Genomic DNA, 23,947 nt, shown 5'->3' on the forward strand with positions numbered 1-23,947 from the left:
ACTGGGCCCGTGGTGACAGGTACGGGCAGTTCCGGTTCCGGTGATCCGTCCGCCGAGGTGCTGGCGGAGGCCGCCGGTACCTTCGGGCTGCTCGCCTCGCCCGCCCGGCTGCACATCGTGTGGGCGCTGGCCCAGGGCGAGAGCGATGTGACCGGGCTCGCCGAGCGGGTCGGCGGCGCGCTGCCCGCCGTCAGCCAGCACCTCACCAAACTCAGACTCGCCGGACTCGTCCGCTCGCGCCGCGAGGGACGCCGCCAGGTGTACTTCGTCGACGACCCGGACGTCGTCACCGTCGTACGGCTGCTGGTCGGGCGGCTGACCGACCGCGCCGAGCACGCCCCGGTACGGCACCTCCGTGGAGTCTGATTTCGGCACGCTCCGGTGGCTCGACGCCTCCCCGCGCGGTCTGACCGAGGGCGAGGCCGAGGCTCGGCTGACGGCCGTCGGGGAGAACGTGGTCCCGGCCGCCCGTCCGGTCCGGTGGCCCGCCCTCCTCGTACGGAGCCTGCGCGACCCCTTCACCGCCGTACTGCTCTGCCTCGGCCTAGTCTCGGCGGTCGTCACGGCCTGGGGTACGGCCTCGGTGATCCTGTTCCTGGTCGCGGTCAGCGCGGTGCTCCGGGCCTCCGGCGAACATCGGGCGGAACGTTTCCTCAGCGGGCTGCGCGAGCTGGTCGCCGGCACCGCGACCGTCCTGCGCCGCCCGACGGCGGACGGGCCGCCGCTCGCCCGGGAGATCCCGGTCGCCGAACTCGTCCCCGGCGACGTGATCCGGCTCGGTCCCGGCGACCTGGTCCCGGCGGACGTACGGCTGCTGCGCGCGACCGGGCTGACCGTGCACCAGGCGCCGCTCACGGGCGAGTCGGCGCCGGTGGCGAAGGGCGTACGGCCGGATCCGGCGGACCGGGGTGTGTTCGCGCGGCCCGAGCTGTGCTTCCAGGGCAGTGCCGTTGTCTCAGGGAGCGCGACCGGCGTGGTGGTGGCCACGGGGGCGCGTACGCGTTTCGCGGGCGCGCACAGTGCGGTCGTACGCCGGGAGGCGAGCGCCTTCGACCGGTCGCTGCACGGCGTGTCCTGGGTGCTGATCCGGTTCATGCTGCTCGCCCCGCCCCTGGTCCTGATGGCCAGCGGCGCGCTGCGCGGACAGGGGCCCGAGACACTGCCCTTCGCCGTCGCGGTGGCCGTCGGGCTGACGCCCGAGATGCTCCCGGTCGTCGTCAGCACCTGTCTCGCGCGCGGGGCGTCGGGGCTCGCCCGGGAGCACGGGGTCGTGGTGAAACGCCTGCCCGCGCTGCACGACCTGGGCGCGGTCGACGTCCTGTGCCTCGACAAGACGGGCACCCTCACCCAGGACCACCCGGTCGTCGAACGGTCGATGGGCTCCGACGGCCGGGACGATCCGTCGGTCCTCGACTGGGCCGCCGTAGCCGCCTGGTGGACCCTCCAACTCGCCGAACTCCCCACCCCGGACGCCCTCGACGAGGCGCTGCTCGCGGCGGCGGGGCCGGTCGGGGAGCGGTACGACGGGGTGGCCGCGCTGCCCTTCGATCCGGTGCGGCGGCTGGCCACGGCGGTGGTACGGGGGCGGCTCGGCACCCATGTCCTCGTCGTCAAGGGCGCGGTCGCGGAGGTCGTCGGGCGGTGCGCGCTGGACCCCGCCGAGCGGGAACGGGTTCTCGCACGCGCCGACCTGGAGGCGGCCGGCGGGCTGCGGCTGCTCGCGGTCGCCACCGCCGAACGGCCCGCACGCACCCGGGACCGGACCCCGGCCGACGTACACGGCCTGACCTTCCGGGGCTTCGTCGCCTTCCGGGACGACCTCGCGCCCACCGCCGCCGAGGCCCTGCGCGACCTCACCGCGCTGGGGATCGAGGTCAGGATCCTCACCGGCGACCATCCGGGTACGGCCGCCCGCGCCTGCCGTGACCTGGGCCTCGCCCCGGGGGTGGTGGCGGAGAACCCTGAAGACCTGGAGGGGCTCGGGGACGCCGAACTGGCGGAACTGGTCCGGCGTACGACCGTCTTCGCGCGCTGCACCCCGGCAGGCAAGGCGCGGATCGTCGCCGCGCTGCGGGCCGATGGTCGTACCGTCGGCTTTCTCGGGGACGGGGTGAACGACGTGCCCGCGCTGGGCGCCGCCGACGTCGGGATCGCGCCGCGCGCCGCCGTGGACGTGGCGCGGGAGCGGGCCGACGTCGTGCTCGGGGAGAAGGATCTCGCCGCCGTCGCGCACGCCGTCACGACCGGGCGGCTCGGCAGCGGCAACATCGCCACGTATCTGCGGGTCACGCTCTCCTCGAACCTCGGCAACGTCGTCGCGATGCTCGCCGCCGGGCTCCTGCTGCCCTTCCTGCCGATGCTCCCGGCGCAGGTCCTCGTGCAGAACCTGTGCTTCGACACGGCACAACTGGCCTACGCCTACGACCGTCCGGCGCCCGGTGCGCTGGCCCGGCCGAGCGTCCTGCGGCCCCGCGAACTCCTGCGCTTCCTCGGCCGGTTCGGCGCCCTGAACGCCGTCGCCGACCTCGCGACCTTCGGCGTGCTCGCCCTCGCGCTGCACGGGCCCGACGCGCTGGACGACCGGGCGGTCTTCCACTCGGCCTGGTTCACCGAGAACCTCCTCACCCAGGCCGTGGTGATGGTGCTGCTGCGCGGCGGCGGGCGCCGGGGCACGGGAGCCGTCGGGCGGGCGGCGGGCGCACTCGCCGCCGTCGGGCTCCTGCTGCCCCTCTCCCCGCTCGGCCCGACCCTGGGGCTGGTGGGGCTGCCGGGGTCCTACTACGCGGCTCTGGTGGCCGTGCTGGGGCTCTACGGGGGTGCGCTGGCTGTCGCCCGGCGGGCGCGGGGTGCGCGGGTCAGCCGTAGGTGAGGTTCGAGCAGGGGTTGTCGTCCGCCGAGCGGGCGCTGTCGGCGACGTCCTTCGGGACGGCGGTGGGCGTCGGCGAGGCGGTGGCGCCGCCCTGGTAGGACTGGCCGACCACGACGTTGACGCCGTCCGCCGTCACCGGCTGGATGGCGGCGCCCGGGAAGACGCGGGCCACCGTCTGGGCCTCGACCTTGTGGCCGGGGCCGTACTCGACGACCGTCGTCGTGTGGTCCTGGCTGCTCGCGGTGGCCGTGCCGGTGACCGTGAAACCGTCGGCGGTCAGCTCGGCGGCGGCCTTCTTGGCGAGGCCGGTGACGGTGGTGCCGTTGTAGACGGCGACGGCGATTCCTTTGCCGGACACGGCAGTCGGGGCTGTCGAGGGGCTCGCGCTCGGGGTGGCCTTCTTCTTGCCGCTGGCGTCCTTGCCGTCGAGCGTGCGGTCCGCCTTGAGGGCCGCCCAGAGGTCGCTCGCGTCCGGTTCGACGATCGCGACGCGTGAACCCTCGTACCGCCAGGGGATGGTGACGAACTTCGTGTTGTGCAGGTCGATGTCCTTCAGCGACATCGCGAAGGAGATCAGCTTGTCGGCGGAGCCGAGACCGGGGTCGACGGTCAGGGACTTGGTGGCCGCGTCGGCGAGGGGCAGCAGTTTGGTCGGGGTCAGGCCGTTGCTCTTGACCTCCTTCATCAGGCTTGCCACGAAGGCCTGTTGGCGTTTGATACGGCCGATGTCCGAGCCGTCGCCGAGGCCGTGCCGGATCCGGACGTAGTCCAGCGCCTTCTGCCCCGAGACGGTCTGCTCGCCCTTCGGGAAGAGCAGCTTGCCGCGGGTGGGGAGTTTGGGCTTGAGGTCGCGTTCGTAGACGTTCTGCGGGAGGCACACCTTCACGCCGCCGACCACGTCGGTCAGCGCGGCGAAGCCCTTGAAGTCGACGACGACGGTGTGGTCGACGCGCAGACCGGTGATGCTCTCGACCGTGTTCTGGGTGCAGGCCGGGTTGCCCTTCTCGGTCTCGCCGACCGAGTAGGCCTCGTTGAACATCGTGTCCGGCCGCGCGCTCGTCCACTTGCCGTCGGGCAGCTTGCAGGGCGGGATGGTGACCAGGGTGTCGCGGGGGATGGAGACGGCGACGGCGTTCTTGTGGTCGGCGTAGATGTGCAGCAGGAACGCGGTGTCGGAGCGGCCGATGTCGTCGGCGTCGCCGCCGCCGAGCGCGGCGTTGCCGTCGTTGCGCGCGTCCGAGCCGATGACCAGGACGTTCTCGCCCTTGGAGGAACCGGCGGCGGGGCGGTTGTCGGAGAGGCCGCCCGCGTCGAAGGTCTTGATGTCGCCGTTCAGCCGGAGATAGACCCAGCCGGCGCCGGCCGCGACGAGCAGCACGAGCGAGAGGCAGATGCCCAGCGCCAGCCGTCCGCGCCGCCCGGATCCGCGCCGCCGGGGGCCTGCGGCGGACCGGTGTCGTGCTGGTGCGGCCCGCCTGCTGGTGCTGGTGGTCATCGGCGCCCTTCTCACGTCTCACCTTGGTTGTACAGTTGCGCAAAGTAGCAACTGTTATGTGTGACGAACGAAAGGGGTGTGAGGTTGTGCTCCGCAACGGACTGGAACCGTGGCATCTGCTGGTCGTGGCGATCATCTTCATCGTCATGTTCGGCTCGAAGAAACTCCCGGACACGGCCCGGGCACTCGGCCGCTCGATGCGCATCCTCAAGAGCGAGGCGCGGGCGATGAAGGCGGAGGGGGCGGTGGGGGAGGGATCTTCGCAGGTGAGCGAGGGCGCCACGCACCCGGCCGACCCTGCGGCCGATCGGTAAGATCATCGGCATGGCCGCTTCCGAACCCACCATCCTCGCGACCTCCGGCGGACACCGCACCGGCGGCCGGACCATGGTGTCGTTCGACGCCCTCGTCCATCACGCCGTCGATCTCTCCGGGGCCCACGGCCGCCGGCCGCGCGTCCTGTACGTCGGTACGGCGATCGGCGACGCCGAGCACTTCACGGCCCGCATGGGCGAGGCCGCCCGGGTCGCGGGCTTCGACCTCACGCCCCTGCACCTGTTCCCGATGCCCAACGTCGACGACGTCGAGGGCACGGTGCTCGCGCAGGACGTCGTCTGGGTCATGGGCGGCTCGGTGGTGAACCTGCTGGCCGTGTGGCGGGCGCACGGCCTGGACCGGATCATGCGGCGGGCCTGGGAGGCCGGGGTCGTGCTGAGTGGGGTGAGTGCGGGGTCCCTCTGCTGGTTCAGGGGTGGGACCACCGACTCCTTCGGGCCCGAACTCCGGCCTCTCACCGACTCGTTGGGATTTCTGCCGTACGGCAACGGTGTGCACTACGACAGCGACGCGGGGCGCCGGCCGCTGGTGCACCGGCTTGTTGCCGACGGCACCCTGCCCACCACGCACTGCACCGACGACGGGGTCGGGCTCGTCTACCGAGGTACCGAACTCGTCGAGGCGGTCGCGGAGTTGCCGGGCAGGGGTGCCTATGTCGTCAGGTGTGCGGGGGAGTCGGCGGTCGAGGAGCGGATCGAGCCGCGCAGGCTGCCCTCGCCCGTGTCGTCCTGACCGGATTCCGGCTTCGCGGTGGACTCCGCGGTCGCCGAGGTGGCCAGGGCCGCCTTCTTCTCCCGCTTCTCCTTGCGGCGCTGCTTGCGGCTGACCTTCGGTTCCTGGTCCGGCAGCCAGCCGAACGCCATGCAGCTGCCCACCGCACCGAGCGCGAGGCCGATGAAGAAGCCGCCGAGGTTCGAGGTGAGCCACGTGCCGAGCGTGACCCCGATGCCGACGATCGAGTAGAACAGGCGCTGCGCGGGGTTGAAGATGATCAGCACACCGCACACGATCATCAGCGCCGGCAGCAGATAGCCCGCCAGACCCTGCATACCGATGTGCAGGATGACCCCCAGCGACGCCTTCATGGTGACCAGGATCTCCGTGCCGCCCAGGGTCAGCAGGACCCCGGCCAGGAACGGACGGTGGGCCCGCCAGGATCTGAAGGCGGGCCGCACCTCCTGCCGTTTGTCGGCGAACATCAGCAACCCGTACCGCTGAAGCCGAGCTTCAGGCCGGGGAGCTTGAACACGGCCGCCGTGGTGGCGTAGTTGGTGGAAGTGAGGTTGGCGATCCGGATGGTGTCCGCCTGCTGACTGAAGACACCCTCGGGACCCTTGACGCCCGCCTTCGTGAGCGTGCTGGCGTCGTTGCCGATCTCGATGTTGGTGAAGGACGCGTCACCCGCCTGCTCGGTGCCGTCCAGCGTCAGGTCGGTCGCGGTCACCGGGGTGCCGTTGCCGCCCGCCCTGATGACCAGGTTGATGCCGCCCAGGTCGACGCTCTGGCACAGCTTGGTGATCGACGCGTTCTTGATCGCGGTGGTGATCACCAGGACCTGGCCGCCGGTGTCGCCCTCGTTGGGGCTGTTCTCGATCATGTGGTCGAGGGCGCCGAACTGCTCGAAACCGGTGCCGGTCATCTCGGTCGCGGTGACCTCGAACGGCATGCCGGAGATGGCGAACTGGACGCCCAGGGCGCCCTCGGCGGTGAGCACCGCGAGGGTCGCGGCGACCAGGGTGGCCGGCACCGCCATGACGGCGGCGCGGCGCCCACGGACCCGGCCGCGTCGTTCGGCGCCCTTCCCGGCGCCTTCGAAGAATTCGGACACGTTGGAGGATCCCGATCCCCCGTCGCCTCCGGAGGCGTTACCGCTCTCCGGCAGCTCGGGGTTGGATCCGGCGGACGACGAGACGTCCGAGGACGAGGCCATGGCTGCTCCCATGCATAGTCATTGCGTCAATGCTGGTCGGGCTTCAGTGGCGTGTTGTCCTGGCGCGGACAGCAGCTGGTGCGTACGTCTCCTCGCAACTCCCGGCGGTTGCAAGGGCTTTCGCGGTTACGCTCCAGTAGCCGCCGAGGAAGTTACCCGTGGTTACTTTAGAGGGTCAAGGGAGTTGTGGAAAAAGGGTGCGGATTATGCGCCACCTGTGGCTTCGCGGGCTGATCTAGCCCCGCCAGGGGGTCCCGGAGGGCCCCCGGTTCGTATCCGAAGCACCAACTTCGGTTCGATGCCTTGACGTTGACGGTTCCTCAGGTCTAGAACTGCCCTGGTTTCCCCGGATCCGTGGCGCCGGATCCGCAGCGGTGCGAGCCGCTCTTCCCGGACTCAACGTTCATTTCCGCAGTCCGCCTCCGAGGCACCCGCACGGCCGTTTCCCCCCTGGGCCGACGCCGGGTCGCCCTGTCCCGCCCGGTCCGGCAGGAAGCCTCCCTCCAAGCCTTTCTGCCGGCCACCGGCCGGTTGTCGTTGCCGGTCCGTCGCGTACGGAGAAGGCGTCACGGGCCGGCACCGGCGTCCTTTTCGCGCCCTTCACCCCATCAGGCGTCCGGCACGCGTTCCCACGCGTACTTCCGCACGCCCCCACCCCCTCGACACCACCCCCCATGGCATCTCCAACTCACCCCCGAACACCCCCAGTTCCAGAAAGAGGCACCCGCATCATGCGTACTCGTACCCGCTCCGCCCTCGCCCTCGCCGCCGCCGTAGCCGGACTCTCGGTCGCCGCGGTCACCCCCGCGTCCGCCGCCGACACCGTGCTCACCGTCAACAGCGCGGCCGGCGACGCCGTCGCCGTCGGCGATGTGCTGAGCGCCTCCCTGGCCTCCGGCACCACCGCCACCCTGTTCTCCAGCGCGACCGGCACCAGCGGTGTCACGTGTGCCGCGTCCACCTTCACGGCCACGGTCACCGACAACCCCGCCGCGCCCGGCGTCGCCACCGAGTCGGTCACCGCGCACACCTTCGGCAGTTGCACCAGCAACGTCCTCGGTGTGCTCGGCGTGACCAGCGTGACCGTCAACAACCTGCCGTACACCACCGTGGTGGGCTCCGACGAGTCCGTCACCGTCAGCCCGGCCGCGGGTTCCACCATCCAGACGACCGTCGTGCTGCGCACCCTGCTCGGCAGCATCAACTGCGTCTACCAGGCGCCCAGCCTGGCCGGCACCACCGGTGAGGCCGACAACAGCATCAACTTCGCGGCCCAGGCGTTCACCAAGTCCTCGGGCTCGTCGCTGTGCTTCAGCGCCGGTTACTTCACCGCCAAGTACGCCCCGGTGCAGGACGTGACGCAGGGCAACGCCACGGTCTTCGTCAACTGACGAACCGTCAATGAACGGCTGGGTCGCCGGTGTTGATCAGTCGATCACCGGCGGCGCAGCCGCAGGACGAGGGTGACGGCCACGGCGAGCAGCACTGCCGCGGCGGCGCCCGCGACCGCGTACCGCGGTCCGGTGTTCTCGGTGGCGGCGGCCACCGGGGCACCGGCCACGGTGCTCCCGGACTGAGGGGCGGCGGAGTCGGCGGACTCCGCCGCCTCTTCCGTTTCCACGGCCGGCGCCGGCTGCTCGGCCGGAGCGCTCGCGGTGGCCGACTTCGTGGGCGCGGCGGACGCGGCCCGCGCGGTCGGCGTCGCGCCGGCGGACGTACCGGAGCCGCCCGTGCCACCGCTGCCGCCCGCGTTGCTCTTCGCCGCCGGGAACACCACGTCCGAGCACGAGTAGTAGGTGTCCGGCGTACTGGAGTTCTGCCAGATCGTGTACAGCACATGGCGCCCGGTCCGGTCCGAGGGCAGCGTCATCGCGAGGCGGTACGCGTCACCCGTCAGCGCGGGGTCCTTGACCTCGGCGAACGGCCGCTCTGGCAGATCCGACCAGGTCAGCGGCTGGGCCGGGTCGTACCCGGGCTTCGTCAGGAACATCTTGAACGTGCCGGTGTGCGGGATCGTCGAGCGGTACGTCATGGTCAGCCGCGCGCCCGGCGTCAGCGTGGTCGAGGGCCAGTCGGCGCGCGCCAGGTCGAGCCCCCGGTAGGCGGAGAGACCGCCGCTGCACAGCTTGCCGTCGGGGATCACCGCGCGGTCCCGCCCGGCCACGTCCGGGACCCGCACGTTGTCCCAGAAGGTGAAGGGCGCCCCGCCGTTCGCGGTGAGCGCCGCCCGGCAGGCCGCCGTACCGGCCGTGGCACCGCCGTCGGGGGAGCAGGCGTAGGCCCGGCTGACCGGCTTGGTCGGCGCACCGTGCGCCTGGGCGGGACCCGCCGCCGACAGCGTCAGCAGCAGCGGTGCGGCGACGGCGGCGGTGCAGGAGAGTGCGGCGGCCGACAGGGTGCGGCGGTGGGCGGTCATCCGGTACGTCTCCTCGACCGAGGCGGAAAGGGGAAGGAGCAAGGAAGGGGGCGGGCTGGGGAACGGCGGAACAGGTCTGGTGCGGGCCGGCCCGCGAGCGGGTCTGCTTTCGGGCAGTACGGGAAGCGGGCGGACCGCGTTCAACCGGCACCCGCACCACCACATGTGCCGCCCCGCACCGAACCCCGTACCGCCAATACCCCGCAACTCGCCCAACCCGGTCAACTGGCCGTCGTCCACGGGCGGTTTCCGGCGCTCAAGGGTGTGCATCCGGCCCGATCGAGGGTTTCCCCTGTATCCGGATGACCTTCTCTTTGCCTAATGTTCCACCACAGCCGCCCCATAGGTAACCCCGGAACGGGCCGCTCGCGCTTGGCCGGCCGCCGTGCCGCTTTTCGAACCGCACCCCCCGCCGCTTCGACGACGAAGCGAATCGACCGACACTCCTCGCTGCCCGCGCGGCCCAGAGGAGTACGGCTCCCGAAAGGCAAGCCCTTGCGTACTTCACCCTCCCGTGCCACGGGGCGGAAGCTGATATCCGCCGCCGCGGTCTCCGCCGCCCTGGTCGCCGCGGCCACCACCTCGGTCGCCTTCGCCCAGGAGCCCGCCGCTCCCGCCGCCGCCCCGGAGGCCGCCGCACAGGCGGTCGCCGCCCCGGCCGAGCGCCTGATCGTCGGCTACAAGGCCGGCGCCGCCGAGGCCACCTCGAACCAGGCCGCCGACGCCGACGCCGCCGCCAAGGGCAAGGAGGCCGGGGAGACCCTCGACTTCCAGCGCCGCCTCGGCACCGGCGCCGCCCTCGTCGACCTGGGCGAGCAGCTCAGCAAGACGGACGTCGCCGACGTCATCGCCGAGTACCAGGCCGACCCGCAGGTCGCCTACGTCGTGCCGGACCGCCTCAACAAGCCGCAGGCCGACCCGAACGACACCGAGTACAGCAAGCAGTGGGACCTCTTCGAGGCCGCCGCCGGCATGCGCGTCCCGGGCGCCTGGGACCTCGCGACCGGCACCGGCGTGACCGTCGCCGTCATCGACACCGGCTACGTCACCCACTCCGACCTGGCCGCCAACATCGTCGCGGGCTACGACTTCATCGCCGACACCGCCGTCTCGGTGGACGGCAACGGCCGTGACAGCAACCCCGCCGACCCGGGCGACTGGTACGCGGCGAACGAGTGCGGCACGGGCATCCCGGCGTCCAACTCCTCCTGGCACGGCACCCACGTGGCCGGCACCATCGCCGCCGCCACCAACAACAGCAAGGGCGTCGCGGGCATCGCGTACAACGCGAAGATCTCCCCGCTGCGCGTCCTCGGCAAGTGCGGCGGCTACGACTCCGACATCATCGACGCCATCACCTGGGCGTCGGGCGGCACCGTCTCCGGTGTCCCGGCCAACGCGAACGTCGCCAAGGTCATCAACATGAGCCTGGGCGGCTCCGGTGCCTGCACCACGGCCACCCAGACCGCCATCACCAACGCCGTGAACCGTGGCACCACGGTCGTCGTCGCGGCGGGCAACAGCAACGCCAACGCGGCCAACTACTCCCCGGCCAGCTGCGCCAACGTCATCTCGGTCGCCGCGCTCAGCCGCACCGGCGCCAAGGCCTCGTACTCCAACTTCGGTGCCTCCGTGGACATCGCGGCCCCGGGCGGCCAGACCAGCACCGGCACCGCCAACGGCATCCTGTCCACGCTGAACTCCGGCACGCAGGGCCCGTCCACCGAGTCGTACGCCTACTACCAGGGCACCAGCATGGCCGCCCCGCACATCGCGGGTCTCGCCGCGCTGCTGAAGTCGGCCAACTCCTCGCTGACCCCGGCCCAGATCGAGTCGGCCATCAAGACCAACTCCCGTGCCCTGCCCGGTGCTTGCTCGGGCGGCTGCGGTGCGGGTCTGGCCGACGCCGCCAAGACCGTGCAGGCCGTGACCGGCACCGGCGGCGGCACCACCGGCACCGTCTTCTCCAACACCACCGCGGTCGCGATCCCGGACAACAGCTCCGCCATCGAGTCCTCGATCGCCGTCACCGGCCGCACCGGCAACGCCCCCTCGGCTCTCCAGGTCGGCGTGGACATCACCCACACCTACCGCGGTGACCTGGTCATCACCCTGGTCGCGCCCGACGGCACGACCTACCCGCTGAAGGCCTCCGGCTCGGACTCCGCCGACAACGTGGTCGCCACGTACACGGTCGACGCCTCCAGCGAGGTCGCCAACGGCACCTGGAAGCTCCGCGTCCAGGACGTGGCCTCCGCCGACACGGGCACGCTCAACAACTGGAAGCTCACCTTCTGATCCAGCTGATCAGCGGGCTGAAGGTGTGACACAGACGGGCGGGTCGGTCGGCGTGGATGGACGCCGGCCGACCCGCCGCTGTCATGTGCCCTACGTGGTAGGCGAGTTACTTGGGACGGGCGCGGGAAACCGCGCGACCGGTCCCCACCGGCCCGCGGTGAACGATCCGCCTCGCGGAGCGATCAGCCGAACTCCGCCAGCCGCTCCGTCGCCCACTCCCGGTACCCACGCCCAGGCCGCCCGAGCAACTCGGCCACATCCGGCTCCACTTGCCCCTTCGACCCGTCCCGCCCCCGCGCGGCGCTCTCGGCCAGAGCACGGGCGATCGGCTCCGGACAGCGCGCGAGGAGCCCCTGCAGCACCTGATCGGTCGTCAATTCCACGAACTTCAGGGGCCGTTGCAGCAACTCGCCCAGGATCTCGGTCTGTTGGACCGGGGTGACCCCCGCGGGACCGGTCAGCGCGTACGCCCGCCCCGCGTGCCCCGCCGGGTCCATGAGCGCCCGTACCGCCACATCCGCGATGTCCCGGGGGTCGATCGCCGCCGTCGCCACCGTGCCGTCCGCGCCCCGCACCACGCCCTCCGCCCGGATCGAACGGGCCCAGCCGAGCGTGTTGGACATGAAGGCGCGCGGTCGCAGCAGCGTCCAGGACAGGCCCGAGGCGCGCAGCAGCCGTTCGTTCTCCCGCTGCCACTGCGTGATCAGGTCGGTCGCGTCCGGTTCGGTCACCGACAGGGTCGTCAGCTTCACCGCGTGCCCGACCCCGGCGGCCCGGGCGGCCGTCAGGAAGTTCTCGTCGTGGGCGTTCGTCAGCGGGTTCGCGGTGACGAGCAGCGCGGAGCGTACGCCGGTCAGCGCCCGGCGCAGACTCGCGGGGTCCTCGAAGTCGCCGCCCACCACCTCGGCGCCCGGGCCCGCGAGGGCGGCGGCGCGGGCGGGGTCGCGGGACAGCAGCCGTACCGGCTCGTCGATGGGCAGGCGCCGGGCCACCAGGCCGCCGACGGTGCCGGTCGCGCCGGTCAGCAGGATCATGACGCTGTCCGCCGGATCATGATGTCTTCCAGGGCCGCGGGGTCATGACGCCTTCAGGGCGAGGGAGTCGGCCGAGTCGAGCTGGGAGAGGACCCGGGCGCCCCGGTCCGGCCTGCTGTCGAGGCCCAGCAGCAGTCCCGGGACCGCGATGCTCGGCAGGATGTGCGCCCACAGCACGGACAGCCGGTGGCCGAGATCGGCGCGGTCCGTCATCGCCCGCGACATCAGCTGGATGCCGGTGAAGCCGCCGACCAGCAGGTCCACCGTCTCCGGCGGATCCACCGTCGGCAGCAACTCGCCCTGCTCACGGGCCTGTTCCATCAGGAACGTCAGCCGCTCCGACCACTGCCGGAACGGCTCGGCGTGGTCGACGTGGTTCGGCGTCTCCATGTCCACCGCCAGCCGGACACTGCCCCGCAGCAGCGAGTTCGTCAGCAGCCGCTGGCCGACCACGAACGTCATGTCGATGATCTCCTGCAGCTTGCAGGGACGCGGCGGCACACTCCCGAAAGGCACCTGCTCGTCGAGCACCGCCTGCGCGAGGGATTCCTTGGAAGGGAAGTGGAAATACAGGGCGCCCTTGGTCACCTCGGCCCGCTCCAGCACCATCGAAATGGTGGTGGACGTGTAGCCGTGTTCGTCGAAAACCGCGCCCGCGGCTTCGAGGATCGCCCTGCGCGTCCTGATGGCGCGCTCCTGTTTCGCCATAAGAGCCCCCTTCTGGCGCCCAGTTGGCCGGTGTCCGTGTTCCGGTGCCGTTCGCGGTGCCGTGCTGGTGCGGGACGACGCGTGGTCAGTGCGCCGGAACCGCCGATCATAGGGCCGGACCGACTGATCTCGTTGAAAACAAACCGGTCGCCTCGTACTCTAACGCTCACCGGAGCGGGCGCTTTTCCCGTCCGTCACGCCATTCGGGGGACCGAGGGAGAGACATTGCCTCCAGTGCCGCAGTCTGCCGAGATCCCAGCCATGACAGCGAGCGTTCCGCGCCAACTCGTGCACCGCGCGGCCATCGCGGAGACGTTCCCCACCGGTTGGTCCAGAACGGAGACCGACCGGTTCAGCGTCTGCGCGCAATGGCCGAGAGTTCACTGCTTACACGTGTCGGCCGATCGAACGGCATACGATCCGCTGCTCGTGGTGGAGACCGTACGACAGGCGGGGACCCTGCTCAACCACACCGAGTACCAGGTGCCGCTGGACCACCAGTTCGTGCTCCAGGAGTTCCGGATCACCACGTTCCCCGAGCACTTGGGTGTCGGGCCCCTGCCCGCCGAACCGACCGTCGACATCACCTTCTACGACATCCGCCATCGAGGCAAGCGACTGGTTTCGGCCCGCTACGAGGCCGACGTACGCCTGGACGGAGAGCTGGTCGCGCACGCCGACGTCGCCTTCACCTGCACCAGCGGAGCCGTCTTCAGCAGGCTGAGAGGCGGCCGTACGGCGGCCGGGGTGACCGCGCTGCCCGTTCCGCCGGGGCTGCCGGCGGCCGATGTGGGCCGGGACTCGGCGGCGGACGTCGTCCTGGCCGTGCCCCAACGCGGCCACCGTGACTGGCAGTTGCGAGTTGATACCGGTCATGCTGTTTTCTTCGATCATCCCCTCGACCACATACCGGGCATGCTGCTCCTGGAGGCCGCCCGCCAGGCCGCACTCGCCCGGACCGGCCCCGACGGCGGCCTCATACCCGTGTCCTTCGACACGACCTTCCACCAGTTCGCCGAACTGGACCAGCCCACCTGGATCGAGTCCACCGACCAAGGTGACGGAGCGCTGAAGGTGGTCGGAACGCAGGAGGGACGCACGGTTTTCGAGTGTGTGGTGGGCACCGTGGAACGGTCGGCTATCTTGTACAGGGAGTAATAAACAAACGGCATATCCCGTTTTTCTTCAGGGAGTTCGGGAGCGCCGTGACGGTGGGGAGGGGTGGGCGCCGATGGCGAGGCAGTTACGCGCCGAGCAGACCCGAGCGACGATCATCACGGCCGCGGCCGACCTGTTCGACCGGCATGGCTATGAATCGACCAGCCTGAGCGACATAGTCGAGCACGCCCATGTCACCAAAGGCGCCCTCTACTTCCACTTCGCGGCGAAGGAGGACCTGGCCCACGCCATCCTGGAGATCCAGTCCAGGACTTCCCGGCGCATGGCCAGGGACATCGACGGCCGCGGCTACTCCTCCCTCGAAGCGCTGATCCGCATCACCTTCGGGATCACCAGGATGGCCGTCGAGGGCCCGATCTCCCGGGCGGGCCTGCGCCTCGCCGCGGGAGACGTCGTCGTACGGCCGCCGCTGCGGCACCCCTTCCGCGAGTGGTCGGAGATCGCGTCGGGCAAACTCCTCGGCGCGGTCAAGGAGTCCGACGTCCACCCGGACGTCGATGTCGACGCGATGGCGCACTCCCTCGTCAGCTTCTTCGTCGGCAGCCGCGTGGTCAGCCGCGCGGTGGAGCCGGTGGCCCGCCAGCCCCGCCGTACGGCGGACATGTGGCGCCTCACCATCCGGGCACTGGTGCCGACGCCCAGGCGGGCGCGGTATCTGAGCCTGGTGGCGCAACTGGAGCGGGAGATAAGGGGTGTTGCGTGAGGCAGGTCGTGGGTCCGGGGTGGGGCGTCTGCCGGCGGTGACGTCTCCCGGGCGGTGATGTCCCCGGGCCGTACGTTTCGTGGACGGTACGGTGAGGCGCATGCCTGCCTCCGCCTCCGAGTCCCCCTCCGGCTCAGCGCTCCCGCCCGTGATCGTCTCCGACGAGCCGGGCTCGTTCCCCTGGAGCGTGCTGGCCGAACGGCATCCCGCGCTCATCCAGAAGGTGCGCGACGCCTTCCCGTACGGCCCCGAGCAGCACCGCGCGCTCGACGCGCTCCTCAAGAACTGCACCGAGGGCGTCGTCGAACCCCTCCCGGCCGGGGCCGAGGACCGGCAGCAGTGGGAGGAGTGGGGCACCGGGGAGTACGCGGGCCGATCCTGGTTCGACGTGCCGTGGCTGTGGGCGGAGGGATACTTCTACCGCCAACTCCTCGAAGCGGTCGGGTACTTCGGCAGCCCCCGAGGCGGATCCGGGGGTGACGGTGCCTGGCGGGGGATCGACCCTTTCCGGCCTTTCAAGCTCGCCGAACTGGACGCCTCCGAGACCGACGAGGAACTCGCCGCCCTGGACGACCTGGTGGGCAGGCCCGAGGCGGAACAGGCGCGCGCCCTGCTCCACGGCTCACTGTGGGGCAACCGGGCCGACCTCGGCTTTCGCCTCTCCGGCGCGAGCGGGAGCGCGAACGAGGGCCTGAACGAGGGGGAGGGCAAGGGTGTGGACAAGGGCGGGGACGCCGCCGGACTCCTCGCCGACGACAGCGAGGCCTTCTGGTCGCTGCTCCGGCCCGCCGGGCGCGACGTCCGCACCGTGTGCCTGGTCGCCGACAACGCCGGCCGCGAACTCGTCCCCGACCTGCTCCTCCTGGACCACCTGCTGACCCACGGCCACGCCGAACGCGCGGTCCTGCACGTGAAACCGCACCCCTACTTCGTCTCCGACGCGACCACCGCCGACGTGGTCGACGCCCTGCGCAGGCTGACCCGGGCGCCGGGCGAGGCCGCCGCGTACGGCCGGCGCCTCTGGTCCGCGCTGGCCGACGGCCGCCTCGTCGTACGCGCCCACCCCTTCTCCTGCGCCCCGCTCCCTTACGAGGCGATGCCCGCCGACCTGCGCGAGGACTTCGCCTCGGCCACGGTCACCGTCATGAAGGGCGACCTGAACTACCGCCGCCTGGTCGGCGACCGCCTCCGGCCCCCGACCACACCGTTCGCCGACGTCACCGCGTACTTCCCCGGCCCGGTGGCCGCCCTGCGCACCCTGAAGTCCGATGTGATCGTCGGCCTCGACGCCGCTACCGAGAGCGCGCTGGTCGCCGCGGAGGGGCAGCGCTGGCGGACGAGCGGTACGCACGCGGTGGTGCAGGTGGCGCGGTGACCTGTTCACCCATGGTCCTGTGGTGATCATGTCAAATCTTTGGTAGGTATGCGCGCATGGCGTTACGTCCATTGCGCTCGGGAAGAGTAAAACTCGCGGCGGCGCTGGCCGCCCTGACTCTGGCCGTCGCGGCCTGCGGCGGTGACGACTCGGACTCGTCCTCCTCGGCCGACGGCAAGAAACGCATCAATGTCGCCGCCCTTCCACTGATCGACTGCGCCGCCCTCTACCTCGCGCGCGACCGCGGCCTGTTCGAGAAAGAGGGCCTCGACGTCCGCATCACCCAGATCCAGCAGAGCCTCCAGGCGCTGCCCGCGCTGGCGAAGGGCCAGGTCGACGTCGTCGCGAGCGCGAACTACGTCACCTACTTCCAGGCCCATGAGAAGGGCACCCTCGACATCCGCATCGTCGCCGAGTCGATCAGAGCCGCGCCGCACATGATGGACGTCCTGGTGCCGAAGGACTCGGACATCAGGACCGTCGCCGACCTCAAGGGCCGCAAGCTCGCCGTCAACGTCCTCAACAACGTCCAGTCGCTGACCTTCAACGAAGTCTTGGAACAGGCGGGCGCCGGCCGCCCCGACTACCGCCAGGTCCCCTTCCCGCAGATGGGCGCCGCCCTGGAGAAGGGCCAGGTCGACGCCGTCCACGCGGTCGAACCCTTCGACAGCGTCATCCAGGACGAACTGAAGGCGAGGGTACTGATCGACGGCGCCTCGCCCCCCGTCGAGGCGATCCCCCTCAGTGGCTACATCACCACCCATCACTACGCCACCGAGAACCCGGAGACCCTCGCCGCCTTCCAGCGGGCCATCAAGGCCGCCGCACAGCTCGCCGCCGAGGACCCGTCGGCCGTACGCGCCGTGGTGCCGACGTACACCAAGGTGACCGCCGCCCAGGCGAAGTCGGTCGACCTGCCGGACTTCCCACCGGTCATGGACCCCACCCAGATCGCCCGCCTGACCGAACTGATGGAGAAACAGGGCCTGTTGGAGAAGGCGATCGACCCGGCGACGCTGTTGGTGAAGTGAAGAGGTTTCGCGGAGAGACACGGGTACGGCAGGAACCGGTGCTCGGCCTGCTCGGTGTGCTCATCGCCTTCGGCGTCTGCGAGGCGGTGAGCCGGGCCGGGATCGTCCGCAGCAGCTATCTGCCGCCCGCGTCCGAAGTCCTGTCCCGGGCCGTGGAGTTGGCGGGTGACCCGGCCTTCCTGGACGGGCTCGGCGCGACCCTGCGCGCCTGGGCCCTGGGGCTGGCCCTGGCCTGCGCGATCGCGATCCCGCTGGGGCTGCTGCTCGGCAGCGTGCCGGTCGTCGACGCCGCCGTACGCGCGATCGTCGAGTTCCTGCGCCCGCTGCCCTCCGTCGCGCTGATCCCCCTCGTCTCCCTGCTGCTCGGCTCGGGCACCGAGACCAAGGTCGCGCTCATCACGTACGCCTCGGTCTGGCCCATCCTCTTCAACACGATCTACGGGCTCGGCGAGACCGACCCCCTCGCCAAGGACACCCTGCGCGCCTTCGGCTTCGGCCGCCTCTCGGTACTGCTGCACGTCGAACTCCCCGGCACTGCCCCCTTCATCGCGGCCGGTATCCGCATCTCGGCCGCGATAGCCCTCGTCCTCGCCGTCGCCACGGAGATCCTCGCGGGCTTCGGCGACGGCCTCGGCATCTTCATCGCCCAGGCGAGCACCGCACCGGACGGCACCCGCGACGTACTGGCCGGGGTCGTCTGGGCCGGGACACTGGGTCTGCTCATCGACGGGGTGCTCGTGCGGTGCGAGCGCCGAGCGTTTCCGTGGACCCCGGAACACCGGACCCTGCAACGCCGGCCTCCGAAAGGAGAGGCCCCGGAACGCCGGACCCCGCAAGGCGGGACGCCCCGGCAACGGTCCCGTGACGCGTCCGCGCCGATGCCGGGTCGGCACTCCGCCGCGGACGTCTCCGACCGCGAGGCCCGCCCATGAACCGGCGGGTGCCGACGCCAGGCGGGGCCGGATCCGGGCCCGGTGCGGACCCTGTCACCCCCGCCCCGACCCCCACCCCCATCCCCACCACCTCCCGTACTGAGTCCCGCACCACCCGCGTCGGCCCCCTCGCCCGAGGCGCACTCCTCCGCTGGCTGGTGCTCGCCCTCGCCGTGGGCGTCTGGCAGTTGGTCGCCCGTGCGCACGGCAGCGTCTACTTCCCTCCTCCCGCCCGTATCGCCCGGCACGCCTACGACCTGTGGTTCTCCGGCCCCGCCCGTCATCTCCTCCTCACCGATGCCGCCGTCGACAACATCCTGCCCAGCCTCGGCCGGATGGCCGCCGGGTTCGCTCTCGCCGCCGTCGCCGGGGTGGCGCTGGGTATCGCCGTCGGGCGGTCGCGTCGGACGTACGCCCTGTGCAATCCGGTACTCCAGTTCGCCCGTGCCGTCCCGCCTCCGGCCCTCGTCCCCGTCTTCGTCGTCGTGCTCGACTTCGGTACGCAGATGCAGGTCGCGTCGATCGCCTTCAGCGCCGTATGGCCCGTGCTGATCAACACGGCGGAGGGGGCACGCAATCTCGACCCGCTGCGGGTCGAAGTCGCCACCGTGCTGCGGCTGACCGCGTTCGAACGGCTCTGGCTGCTGCTTCTGCCCTCCGCGCTGCCGCGCATCTTCGCGGGGCTGCGGCTGAGCCTCTCGCTCTCCCTCATCCTCATGGTGTTCTCGGAGCTGCTGCCGGGCACCGCCGACGGCATCGGCTTCACCCTCACCGACGCCCAGTCACGCTCCGACCTGCTGACCGTCTGGGCGGCCCTGGTGCTGCTCGGCGCACTCGGATTCCTGCTCAACACCGGACTGCTGGCGGTCGAGAAGCGGCTCGTCGGCAGCAGGCGACCTACATGACCCGCGACACCCCAGGCTCTCAGGACAGGTGACCGATCCGGATGCTCACGCTCGACTCCCTCGGCCGGCACTACGGCGACCACCTCGTCCTGCGGGACATCAGCCTCACCGTGCCCGACGGCCAACTCCTCTGTGTCGTCGGGCCGTCCGGCTGCGGCAAGTCCACGCTGCTGCGCACCATCGCCGGACTGCTGCCCGCCCACGAGGGCACGGTCACCGTCGACGACACCCCTGTCTCCGGTGTGCCCGACCGGCTCGCCGTCGTCTTCCAGGACTACGGGCGCTCCCTGTTCCCCTGGCTCACCGTCCGCGAGAACGTCGCGCTGCCGCTGCGCCGCCGTGGTCTCGGCCGGGCCGAACGGCGTGCCGAGGCGGAACGGATCCTGGAGCGCGTCGGGCTCGGCGGAGTGGCCCGGCGCCACCCCTGGCAGCTCTCCGGCGGTATGCAGCAGCGCGTCGCCATCGCCCGCGCGCTCGTCTGCCGGCCCGCCCTGCTGCTCATGGACGAGCCCTTCGGCTCGCTGGACGCCCAGACCCGCGAGGACCTCGAAGACCTGCTCCTTGAGGTGCACCGCACAGACGGCGCGACCATCGTCTTCGTCACGCACGACATCGACGAAAGCGTGTACGTGGGCGACCGCGTCGTCGTGCTCTCCCCGGGGCCCGGCTCGCGTGTCCTGCTCGACCTGCCGGTCGAACTCCCCGGCCCCCGCGACCAGATCGGGACCCGGGGCCTGCCCGGCTTTGTGGCGCTCCGGGCGCAGGTGGGACGGGCGGTGCGCTCGGGGAAGAAGGAACTCCCTTAGTACTCGCAGGACTCGTGTGACATCTCGTGGTGATCGCATGTCGAGTGAACTCACAGCGCCCGCCCGGAATCCCCGAATCGGTCCCGATTCACGCGATGGTGTGATCATGTGGGGCGTCGTGGATGACGCGTCCGGGGCAGGGGTAGGGCCCCGCCCATGACACAGCCGTTCGTACTCCCGCATTTCTACATGCCGTATCCCGCGCGGCTGAACCCGCATCTCGACGAGGCGCGCGCCCATTCGGGCGTCTGGGCGCGGGAGATGGGGATGCTGGAGGGCTCAGGCGTCTGGGAGCAGTCCGATCTCGACGCGCACGACTACGGGTTGCTGTGCGCGTACACGCACCCCGACTGCGACGGGCCCGCCCTCTCGCTCATCACCGACTGGTACGTGTGGGTGTTCTTCTTCGACGACCACTTCCTGGAGGTCTTCAAGCGCAGCCAGGACCGGGACGGCGGCAAGGCCTATCTCGACCGGCTGCCCCTTTTCATGCCGCTGGACCTCTCGACTCCCGTGCCGGCGCCGGAGAACCCGGTGGAGGCGGGCCTCGCCGACCTGTGGGCGCGCACGGTTCCGGCGATGTCCGTGGACTGGCGCAGGCGGTTCTCCGTCGCCACCGAGCATCTGCTGAACGAGTCGATGTGGGAACTGTCCAACATCAACGAGGGGCGGATCTCCAACCCCGTCGAGTACATCGAGATGCGTCGCAAGGTCGGCGGGGCGCCCTGGTCGGCGGGGCTCGTGGAGTACGCGACCGCCGAAGTGCCCGCGTCCGTCGCGGAGTCGAGGCCGCTCCGGGTGCTGATGGAGACCTTCTCCGACGGCGTCCATCTGCGCAACGACCTCTTCTCCTACCAGCGGGAGGTCGAGGACGAGGGCGAGTTGAGCAACGGCGTGCTCGTCCTGGAGACCTTCTTCGGGTGCACGACCCAGGAGGCGGCCGAGACCGTCAACGACATCCTCACCTCGCGGCTCCACCAGTTCGAGCACACCGCGCTCACCGAAGTGCCCTGCCTGGCACTGGAGAAGGGCCTCACCCCGGACCAGGTCGGCGCGGTGGCCGCGTACACGCGCGGGCTGCAGGACTGGCAGTCCGGGGGGCACGAGTGGCACATGCGCTCCAGCCGGTACATGAACGAAGGCGCCCTGGAGGAGTCGCGGCCCTTCGGTGTCGGCGGTTTCGGCACCTCCGCGGCGAACGTCGGCGCGCTCCTGGCCTCGGCCGGCGCCGAACGCCTGCGCGCCTACACGCACGTGCCGTACCAGAAGGTCGGCCCGTCCCGACTGCCGGACTTCTACATGCCGTTCCGGCTCAGCCTCAGCCCGCACCTGGAGGGCGCCCGGCACCGCCTCACCGACTGGATGCACGGCATGGGCATGCTCCAGGAGGGCGTCTGGGACGAGGACAAGCTCGCCGCGGCCGACCTGCCGCTGTGCGCGGCCGGCATCCACCCGGACGCGACGGCCGACGGCCTCGACCTCAGCTCCGCCTGGCTGTCCTGGGGCACCTACGGCGACGACTACTACCCCCTGGTCTTCGGCCACCGCCGCGACCTGGCCGCGGCCCGCCTGTGCTCCGAGCGACTCACCGCCTGCATGCCCATCGAGGGCGACGCGTTCCCGGTGCCGGTCAACGGCATGGAACGCGGCCTCATCGACCTGTGGCGGCGTACGACGGTCGAGATGACCCCCGACCAACGCCGTACGTTCCGCGCCGCCGTGGACGTGATGACCGAGAGCTGGGTGTGGGAACTGTCCAACATGACCCAGCACCGCATCCCCGACCCGATCGACTACCTGGAGATGCGCCGCGCCACCTTCGGCTCGGACCTCACGATGAGCCTGTGCCGCATCGGCCACGGCCGGACGGTCCCCCCGGAGGTCTACCGCAGCGGCCCCGTCCAGTCGCTGGAGAAGGCCGCCGCCGACTACGCCATGCTCATCAACGACGTCTTCTCGTACCAGAAGGAGATCGAGTACGAGGGCGAGATCCACAACGGCATCCTCGTCGTCCAGAACTTCTTCGGCTGCGACTACCCGACCGCGCTCGGCATCATCCACGATCTGATGACCCAGCGCATGCAGCAGTTCGAGCATGTCGCCGCCCATGAGTTCCCGGTCCTGTACGAGGACTTCAAGCTCACGGACGAGGCCCGCGAGATCATGGACGGCTATGTGGCCGAGCTGCGGAACTGGCTGTCCGGCATCCTGAACTGGCACCAGCAGGTGCCCCGTTACCAGTCCGACTACCTGGCCCGCAGGGCCCACGGTTTCCTGCCCGACCGCGGCTCGGCCCTGCCGGTCGGCTGACGGCGGCCCCGCCCGCCCCGTCAGCCGAGGCCGCGCACCCGCTCCGCCGTCTCCTCGGCGAGCTCCCGTACGCCCGTGGCGGCGTTCCCCGAGAGCTCGCCGAGTATCGCGTCGGCGTGGGCCAGCAGGGCGCGGGACTCCGCCCGGAGGTCCGCGTCGGCCAGCGCGCGGGTCAGGGCGTAGTGCTCCTCGGCGATGAAACAGCCGAGGTTCACCCCGTGCCAGTGCCGCAGGGAGGTGTCCCTGGGGTCGGTGAGGACGGCCCGCAGGGTCGTCAGCGTGGCGGTGGCCTGCGACAGCCGGCCCAGCTCGCGTTCGAGCCGGGCCTGCGTCAGCCGGGCCGACACCCGGGCCCAGGCCGTGTCCTGGAGGTCCGCGAACAGACGCTGGGCGCGCAGGGCCTGGAAGGTGTCGCCCAGTTTCTGGAACGCGTGGCTGAGGGACCGCAGCGGGGAGGCGCCCAGCGCCTCCGGGGCCGCGCCGGGCCGCCGGAGCTGGAACAGCCCCAGCTCGATCTCGTCGAGCAGCCGGATCAGGGTGACCCGGGCCAGTTCGGTCATGCCCTGGTCGCGGGCCAGCTCCGCCAAGGTGAAAGGCGGTTCGTCCGCCGGGTCCGCGCCGAACCAGGAGGCGTCCGTGTCCAGCGCCCACTGGCGCAGCTCGGCGCCCGTGGCCCCCGCCCCGGGCAGCTCGCTCAGCCCGCACACCGTGTCGAAGTCGGTGTCCCGCACCTCGTGCAGCAGCGGGAGATCCTCGGCCAGGCCGTGCAGGCCCACCAGGACGGCACCGAGGCGCAGTTCGTCCGTCATCGACGACCCGGCCTCGTACCGCACGAGATGCCGCAGCAGGCCCAGATCGCTGTCCGCGCGGTCGAACTGCGCGGCCCGCAGCACGAGTCGGCGGCGCAGCGGATCCCGGGCCACCGCGTCCCACTCCGCCGGGCCGCCGCCCGCCCGCAGCACGGCCAGGTCGGTCCGGCCACGGGCGAGCACCGGCTCCCACAGCGGCGGACGCGGATGCCGGTCGAGCCGTTCGTACGCACCGCCCTCCTCCGCGTTGAGCAGCAGGAAGTCGGGCTCGGTGCGCAGCAGCGCCGCGTGCAGCATGCCGATCAGCTCGACGGGGGAGCGCTCGGGCAGCCCCAGGGCGGTGCGGAGGCCGGCGCGCTCGGCGTCGAGGTCGAAGTCCTCGTCCTCGCGCATGTCCTCCTCCGCCTCCGCGACCCGGGCGAGGATCTTCTCCGCGCCGTCGGCGGGCGACAGATCCAGACAGTCGTGCCAGCCGGGCAGGCCGACGACTATCTCCAGCGCCTCGTCGACACTGGAGCCGATGATCCCGGCCGAGCCCTCCGAGTCGGCGTACAGCACCGATCCGTCCGCGCACACGAAGAACGTGCCTCCGGTGCCGTCCCCGGCCACCGGGGTCAGCGGTCCGCCCGAGGCGAGGCGGACCTCCTCGCCGTGGTCGGCGCGATCGAGGTCGAAGTCGAACGGGAACGCGGCCAGTTCGGCGGCGGCACGGCTCTGGCGCAGCAGCCGCAGGGCATGATCGGTCATGCCGCAGAACGTAACAGCCCCCACTGACAACGGGTGATTTGGGGGGATATGACTGCCCATGTCC

The 23,947-nt window shown here is 71.2% G+C and carries 21 protein-coding genes; 14 read left to right on the plus strand and 7 right to left on the minus strand.

The window, feature by feature from the left end:
• Positions 1-9 precede the first annotated feature (9 nt).
• Both CW359_RS06350 and mgtA read left to right on the plus strand, forming a co-directional pair.
• Entirely contained in the window at positions 10-366 is a 357-nt protein-coding gene (locus CW359_RS06350) for an ArsR/SmtB family transcription factor (RefSeq protein WP_105968759.1), read from the plus strand.
• Positions 356-2,869, plus strand: coding sequence for a magnesium-translocating P-type ATPase (mgtA, locus tag CW359_RS06355; protein ID WP_105968760.1), 2,514 nt, complete (start codon positions 356-358; stop codon positions 2,867-2,869). The genes CW359_RS06350 and mgtA overlap by 11 nt, the downstream gene beginning before the upstream one ends.
• On the opposite strand, the gene CW359_RS06360 is transcribed toward mgtA, so the two are convergent.
• On the minus strand, positions 2,856-4,364 hold the full coding sequence (locus CW359_RS06360; RefSeq protein ID WP_105968761.1) for an LCP family protein: 1,509 nt from the start codon (positions 4,362-4,364) through the stop codon (positions 2,856-2,858). The genes mgtA and CW359_RS06360 overlap by 14 nt on opposite strands.
• An 86-nt stretch (positions 4,365-4,450) precedes the next feature.
• Between CW359_RS06360 and tatA the strand changes: the two genes are divergently transcribed.
• Positions 4,451-4,678, plus strand: a complete 228-nt coding sequence (gene tatA, locus CW359_RS06365) for a Sec-independent protein translocase subunit TatA (RefSeq protein ID WP_105968762.1) — start codon at positions 4,451-4,453, stop codon at positions 4,676-4,678.
• A 10-nt stretch (positions 4,679-4,688) separates the two neighbouring features.
• Complete coding sequence (locus CW359_RS06370) at positions 4,689-5,432, plus strand: Type 1 glutamine amidotransferase-like domain-containing protein (RefSeq protein WP_105968763.1); 744 nt, start codon at positions 4,689-4,691, stop codon at positions 5,430-5,432.
• Here the strand turns inward: CW359_RS06370 and CW359_RS06375 are convergent.
• Both CW359_RS06375 and CW359_RS06380 read right to left on the minus strand, forming a co-directional pair.
• Positions 5,351-5,899, minus strand: coding sequence for a DUF6114 domain-containing protein (locus CW359_RS06375; RefSeq protein ID WP_232838252.1), 549 nt, complete (start codon positions 5,897-5,899; stop codon positions 5,351-5,353). The two genes, CW359_RS06370 and CW359_RS06375, sit on opposite strands and share 82 nt — an antisense overlap.
• Positions 5,899-6,630: a DUF6230 family protein gene (locus CW359_RS06380; protein ID WP_105968764.1), complete on the minus strand. Its 732-nt coding sequence runs from the start codon at positions 6,628-6,630 to the stop codon at positions 5,899-5,901. The genes CW359_RS06375 and CW359_RS06380 overlap by 1 nt, the downstream gene beginning before the upstream one ends.
• 731 nt (positions 6,631-7,361) lie before the next feature.
• Between CW359_RS06380 and CW359_RS06385 the strand changes: the two genes are divergently transcribed.
• Positions 7,362-8,021: a Tat pathway signal sequence domain protein gene (locus CW359_RS06385; RefSeq protein ID WP_105968765.1), complete on the plus strand. Its 660-nt coding sequence runs from the start codon at positions 7,362-7,364 to the stop codon at positions 8,019-8,021.
• 44 nt (positions 8,022-8,065) lie between these two features.
• Here CW359_RS06385 and CW359_RS06390 read toward each other — a convergent pair whose 3' ends face one another.
• On the minus strand, positions 8,066-9,046 hold the full coding sequence (locus CW359_RS06390) for a lytic polysaccharide monooxygenase auxiliary activity family 9 protein (RefSeq protein WP_105968766.1): 981 nt from the start codon (positions 9,044-9,046) through the stop codon (positions 8,066-8,068).
• A 495-nt stretch (positions 9,047-9,541) separates the two neighbouring features.
• Here CW359_RS06390 and CW359_RS06395 point away from each other — a divergent pair, with 495 nt between their 5' ends.
• Positions 9,542-11,344, plus strand: a complete 1,803-nt coding sequence (locus CW359_RS06395) for a S8 family peptidase (RefSeq protein ID WP_105968767.1) — start codon at positions 9,542-9,544, stop codon at positions 11,342-11,344.
• Between the two features lie 182 nt (positions 11,345-11,526).
• Here CW359_RS06395 and CW359_RS06400 read toward each other — a convergent pair whose 3' ends face one another.
• Together CW359_RS06400 and CW359_RS06405 are read right to left on the minus strand one after the other, a co-directional pair.
• Complete coding sequence (locus CW359_RS06400; protein ID WP_105968768.1) at positions 11,527-12,378, minus strand: SDR family oxidoreductase; 852 nt, start codon at positions 12,376-12,378, stop codon at positions 11,527-11,529.
• Between the two features lie 42 nt (positions 12,379-12,420).
• Positions 12,421-13,086, minus strand: a complete 666-nt coding sequence (locus CW359_RS06405; RefSeq protein ID WP_105968769.1) for a ScbR family autoregulator-binding transcription factor — start codon at positions 13,084-13,086, stop codon at positions 12,421-12,423.
• A 261-nt stretch (positions 13,087-13,347) separates the two neighbouring features.
• On the opposite strand from CW359_RS06405, the gene CW359_RS06410 reads away from it, so the two are divergent.
• From CW359_RS06410 to cyc2, 8 genes are all read left to right on the plus strand, one after another.
• Positions 13,348-14,244, plus strand: coding sequence for a ScbA/BarX family gamma-butyrolactone biosynthesis protein (locus CW359_RS06410; protein WP_105968770.1), 897 nt, complete (start codon positions 13,348-13,350; stop codon positions 14,242-14,244).
• Between the two features lie 73 nt (positions 14,245-14,317).
• Positions 14,318-14,968, plus strand: a complete 651-nt coding sequence (locus CW359_RS06415; protein WP_105968771.1) for a ScbR family autoregulator-binding transcription factor — start codon at positions 14,318-14,320, stop codon at positions 14,966-14,968.
• A 100-nt stretch (positions 14,969-15,068) separates the two neighbouring features.
• Positions 15,069-16,343, plus strand: coding sequence for a damage-control phosphatase ARMT1 family protein (locus CW359_RS06420; protein WP_105968772.1), 1,275 nt, complete (start codon positions 15,069-15,071; stop codon positions 16,341-16,343).
• A 56-nt stretch (positions 16,344-16,399) separates the two neighbouring features.
• The gene (locus CW359_RS06425; RefSeq protein ID WP_105968773.1) at positions 16,400-17,374 is read left to right on the plus strand and encodes an ABC transporter substrate-binding protein; all 975 of its coding nucleotides are present in this window, start codon (positions 16,400-16,402) and stop codon (positions 17,372-17,374) included.
• A complete protein-coding gene (locus tag CW359_RS06430) occupies positions 17,371-18,306 on the plus strand; it encodes an ABC transporter permease (RefSeq protein WP_105968774.1) in 936 nt (311 codons plus the stop codon). The genes CW359_RS06425 and CW359_RS06430 overlap by 4 nt, the downstream gene beginning before the upstream one ends.
• 8 nt (positions 18,307-18,314) lie before the next feature.
• Complete coding sequence (locus CW359_RS06435; RefSeq protein ID WP_408647458.1) at positions 18,315-19,211, plus strand: ABC transporter permease; 897 nt, start codon at positions 18,315-18,317, stop codon at positions 19,209-19,211.
• Between the two features lie 41 nt (positions 19,212-19,252).
• Positions 19,253-20,017 carry an ABC transporter ATP-binding protein gene (locus CW359_RS06440; RefSeq protein ID WP_105968776.1) on the plus strand — a complete coding sequence of 255 codons (765 nt, stop codon included), beginning with the start codon at positions 19,253-19,255 and terminating at the stop codon, positions 20,015-20,017.
• 156 nt (positions 20,018-20,173) lie between these two features.
• Complete coding sequence (gene cyc2, locus CW359_RS06445) at positions 20,174-22,327, plus strand: germacradienol/geosmin synthase Cyc2 (protein WP_105968777.1); 2,154 nt, start codon at positions 20,174-20,176, stop codon at positions 22,325-22,327.
• A 20-nt stretch (positions 22,328-22,347) separates the two neighbouring features.
• Here cyc2 and CW359_RS06450 read toward each other — a convergent pair whose 3' ends face one another.
• Positions 22,348-23,883, minus strand: a complete 1,536-nt coding sequence (locus CW359_RS06450; protein ID WP_105968778.1) for a hypothetical protein — start codon at positions 23,881-23,883, stop codon at positions 22,348-22,350.
• Between the last annotated feature and the right edge of the window lie 64 nt (positions 23,884-23,947).

The sequence above is a fragment of the Streptomyces geranii genome (genome assembly GCF_002954775.1).
In the GTDB taxonomy this organism is placed as follows: Bacteria; Actinomycetota; Actinomycetes; order Streptomycetales; family Streptomycetaceae; genus Streptomyces; species Streptomyces geranii.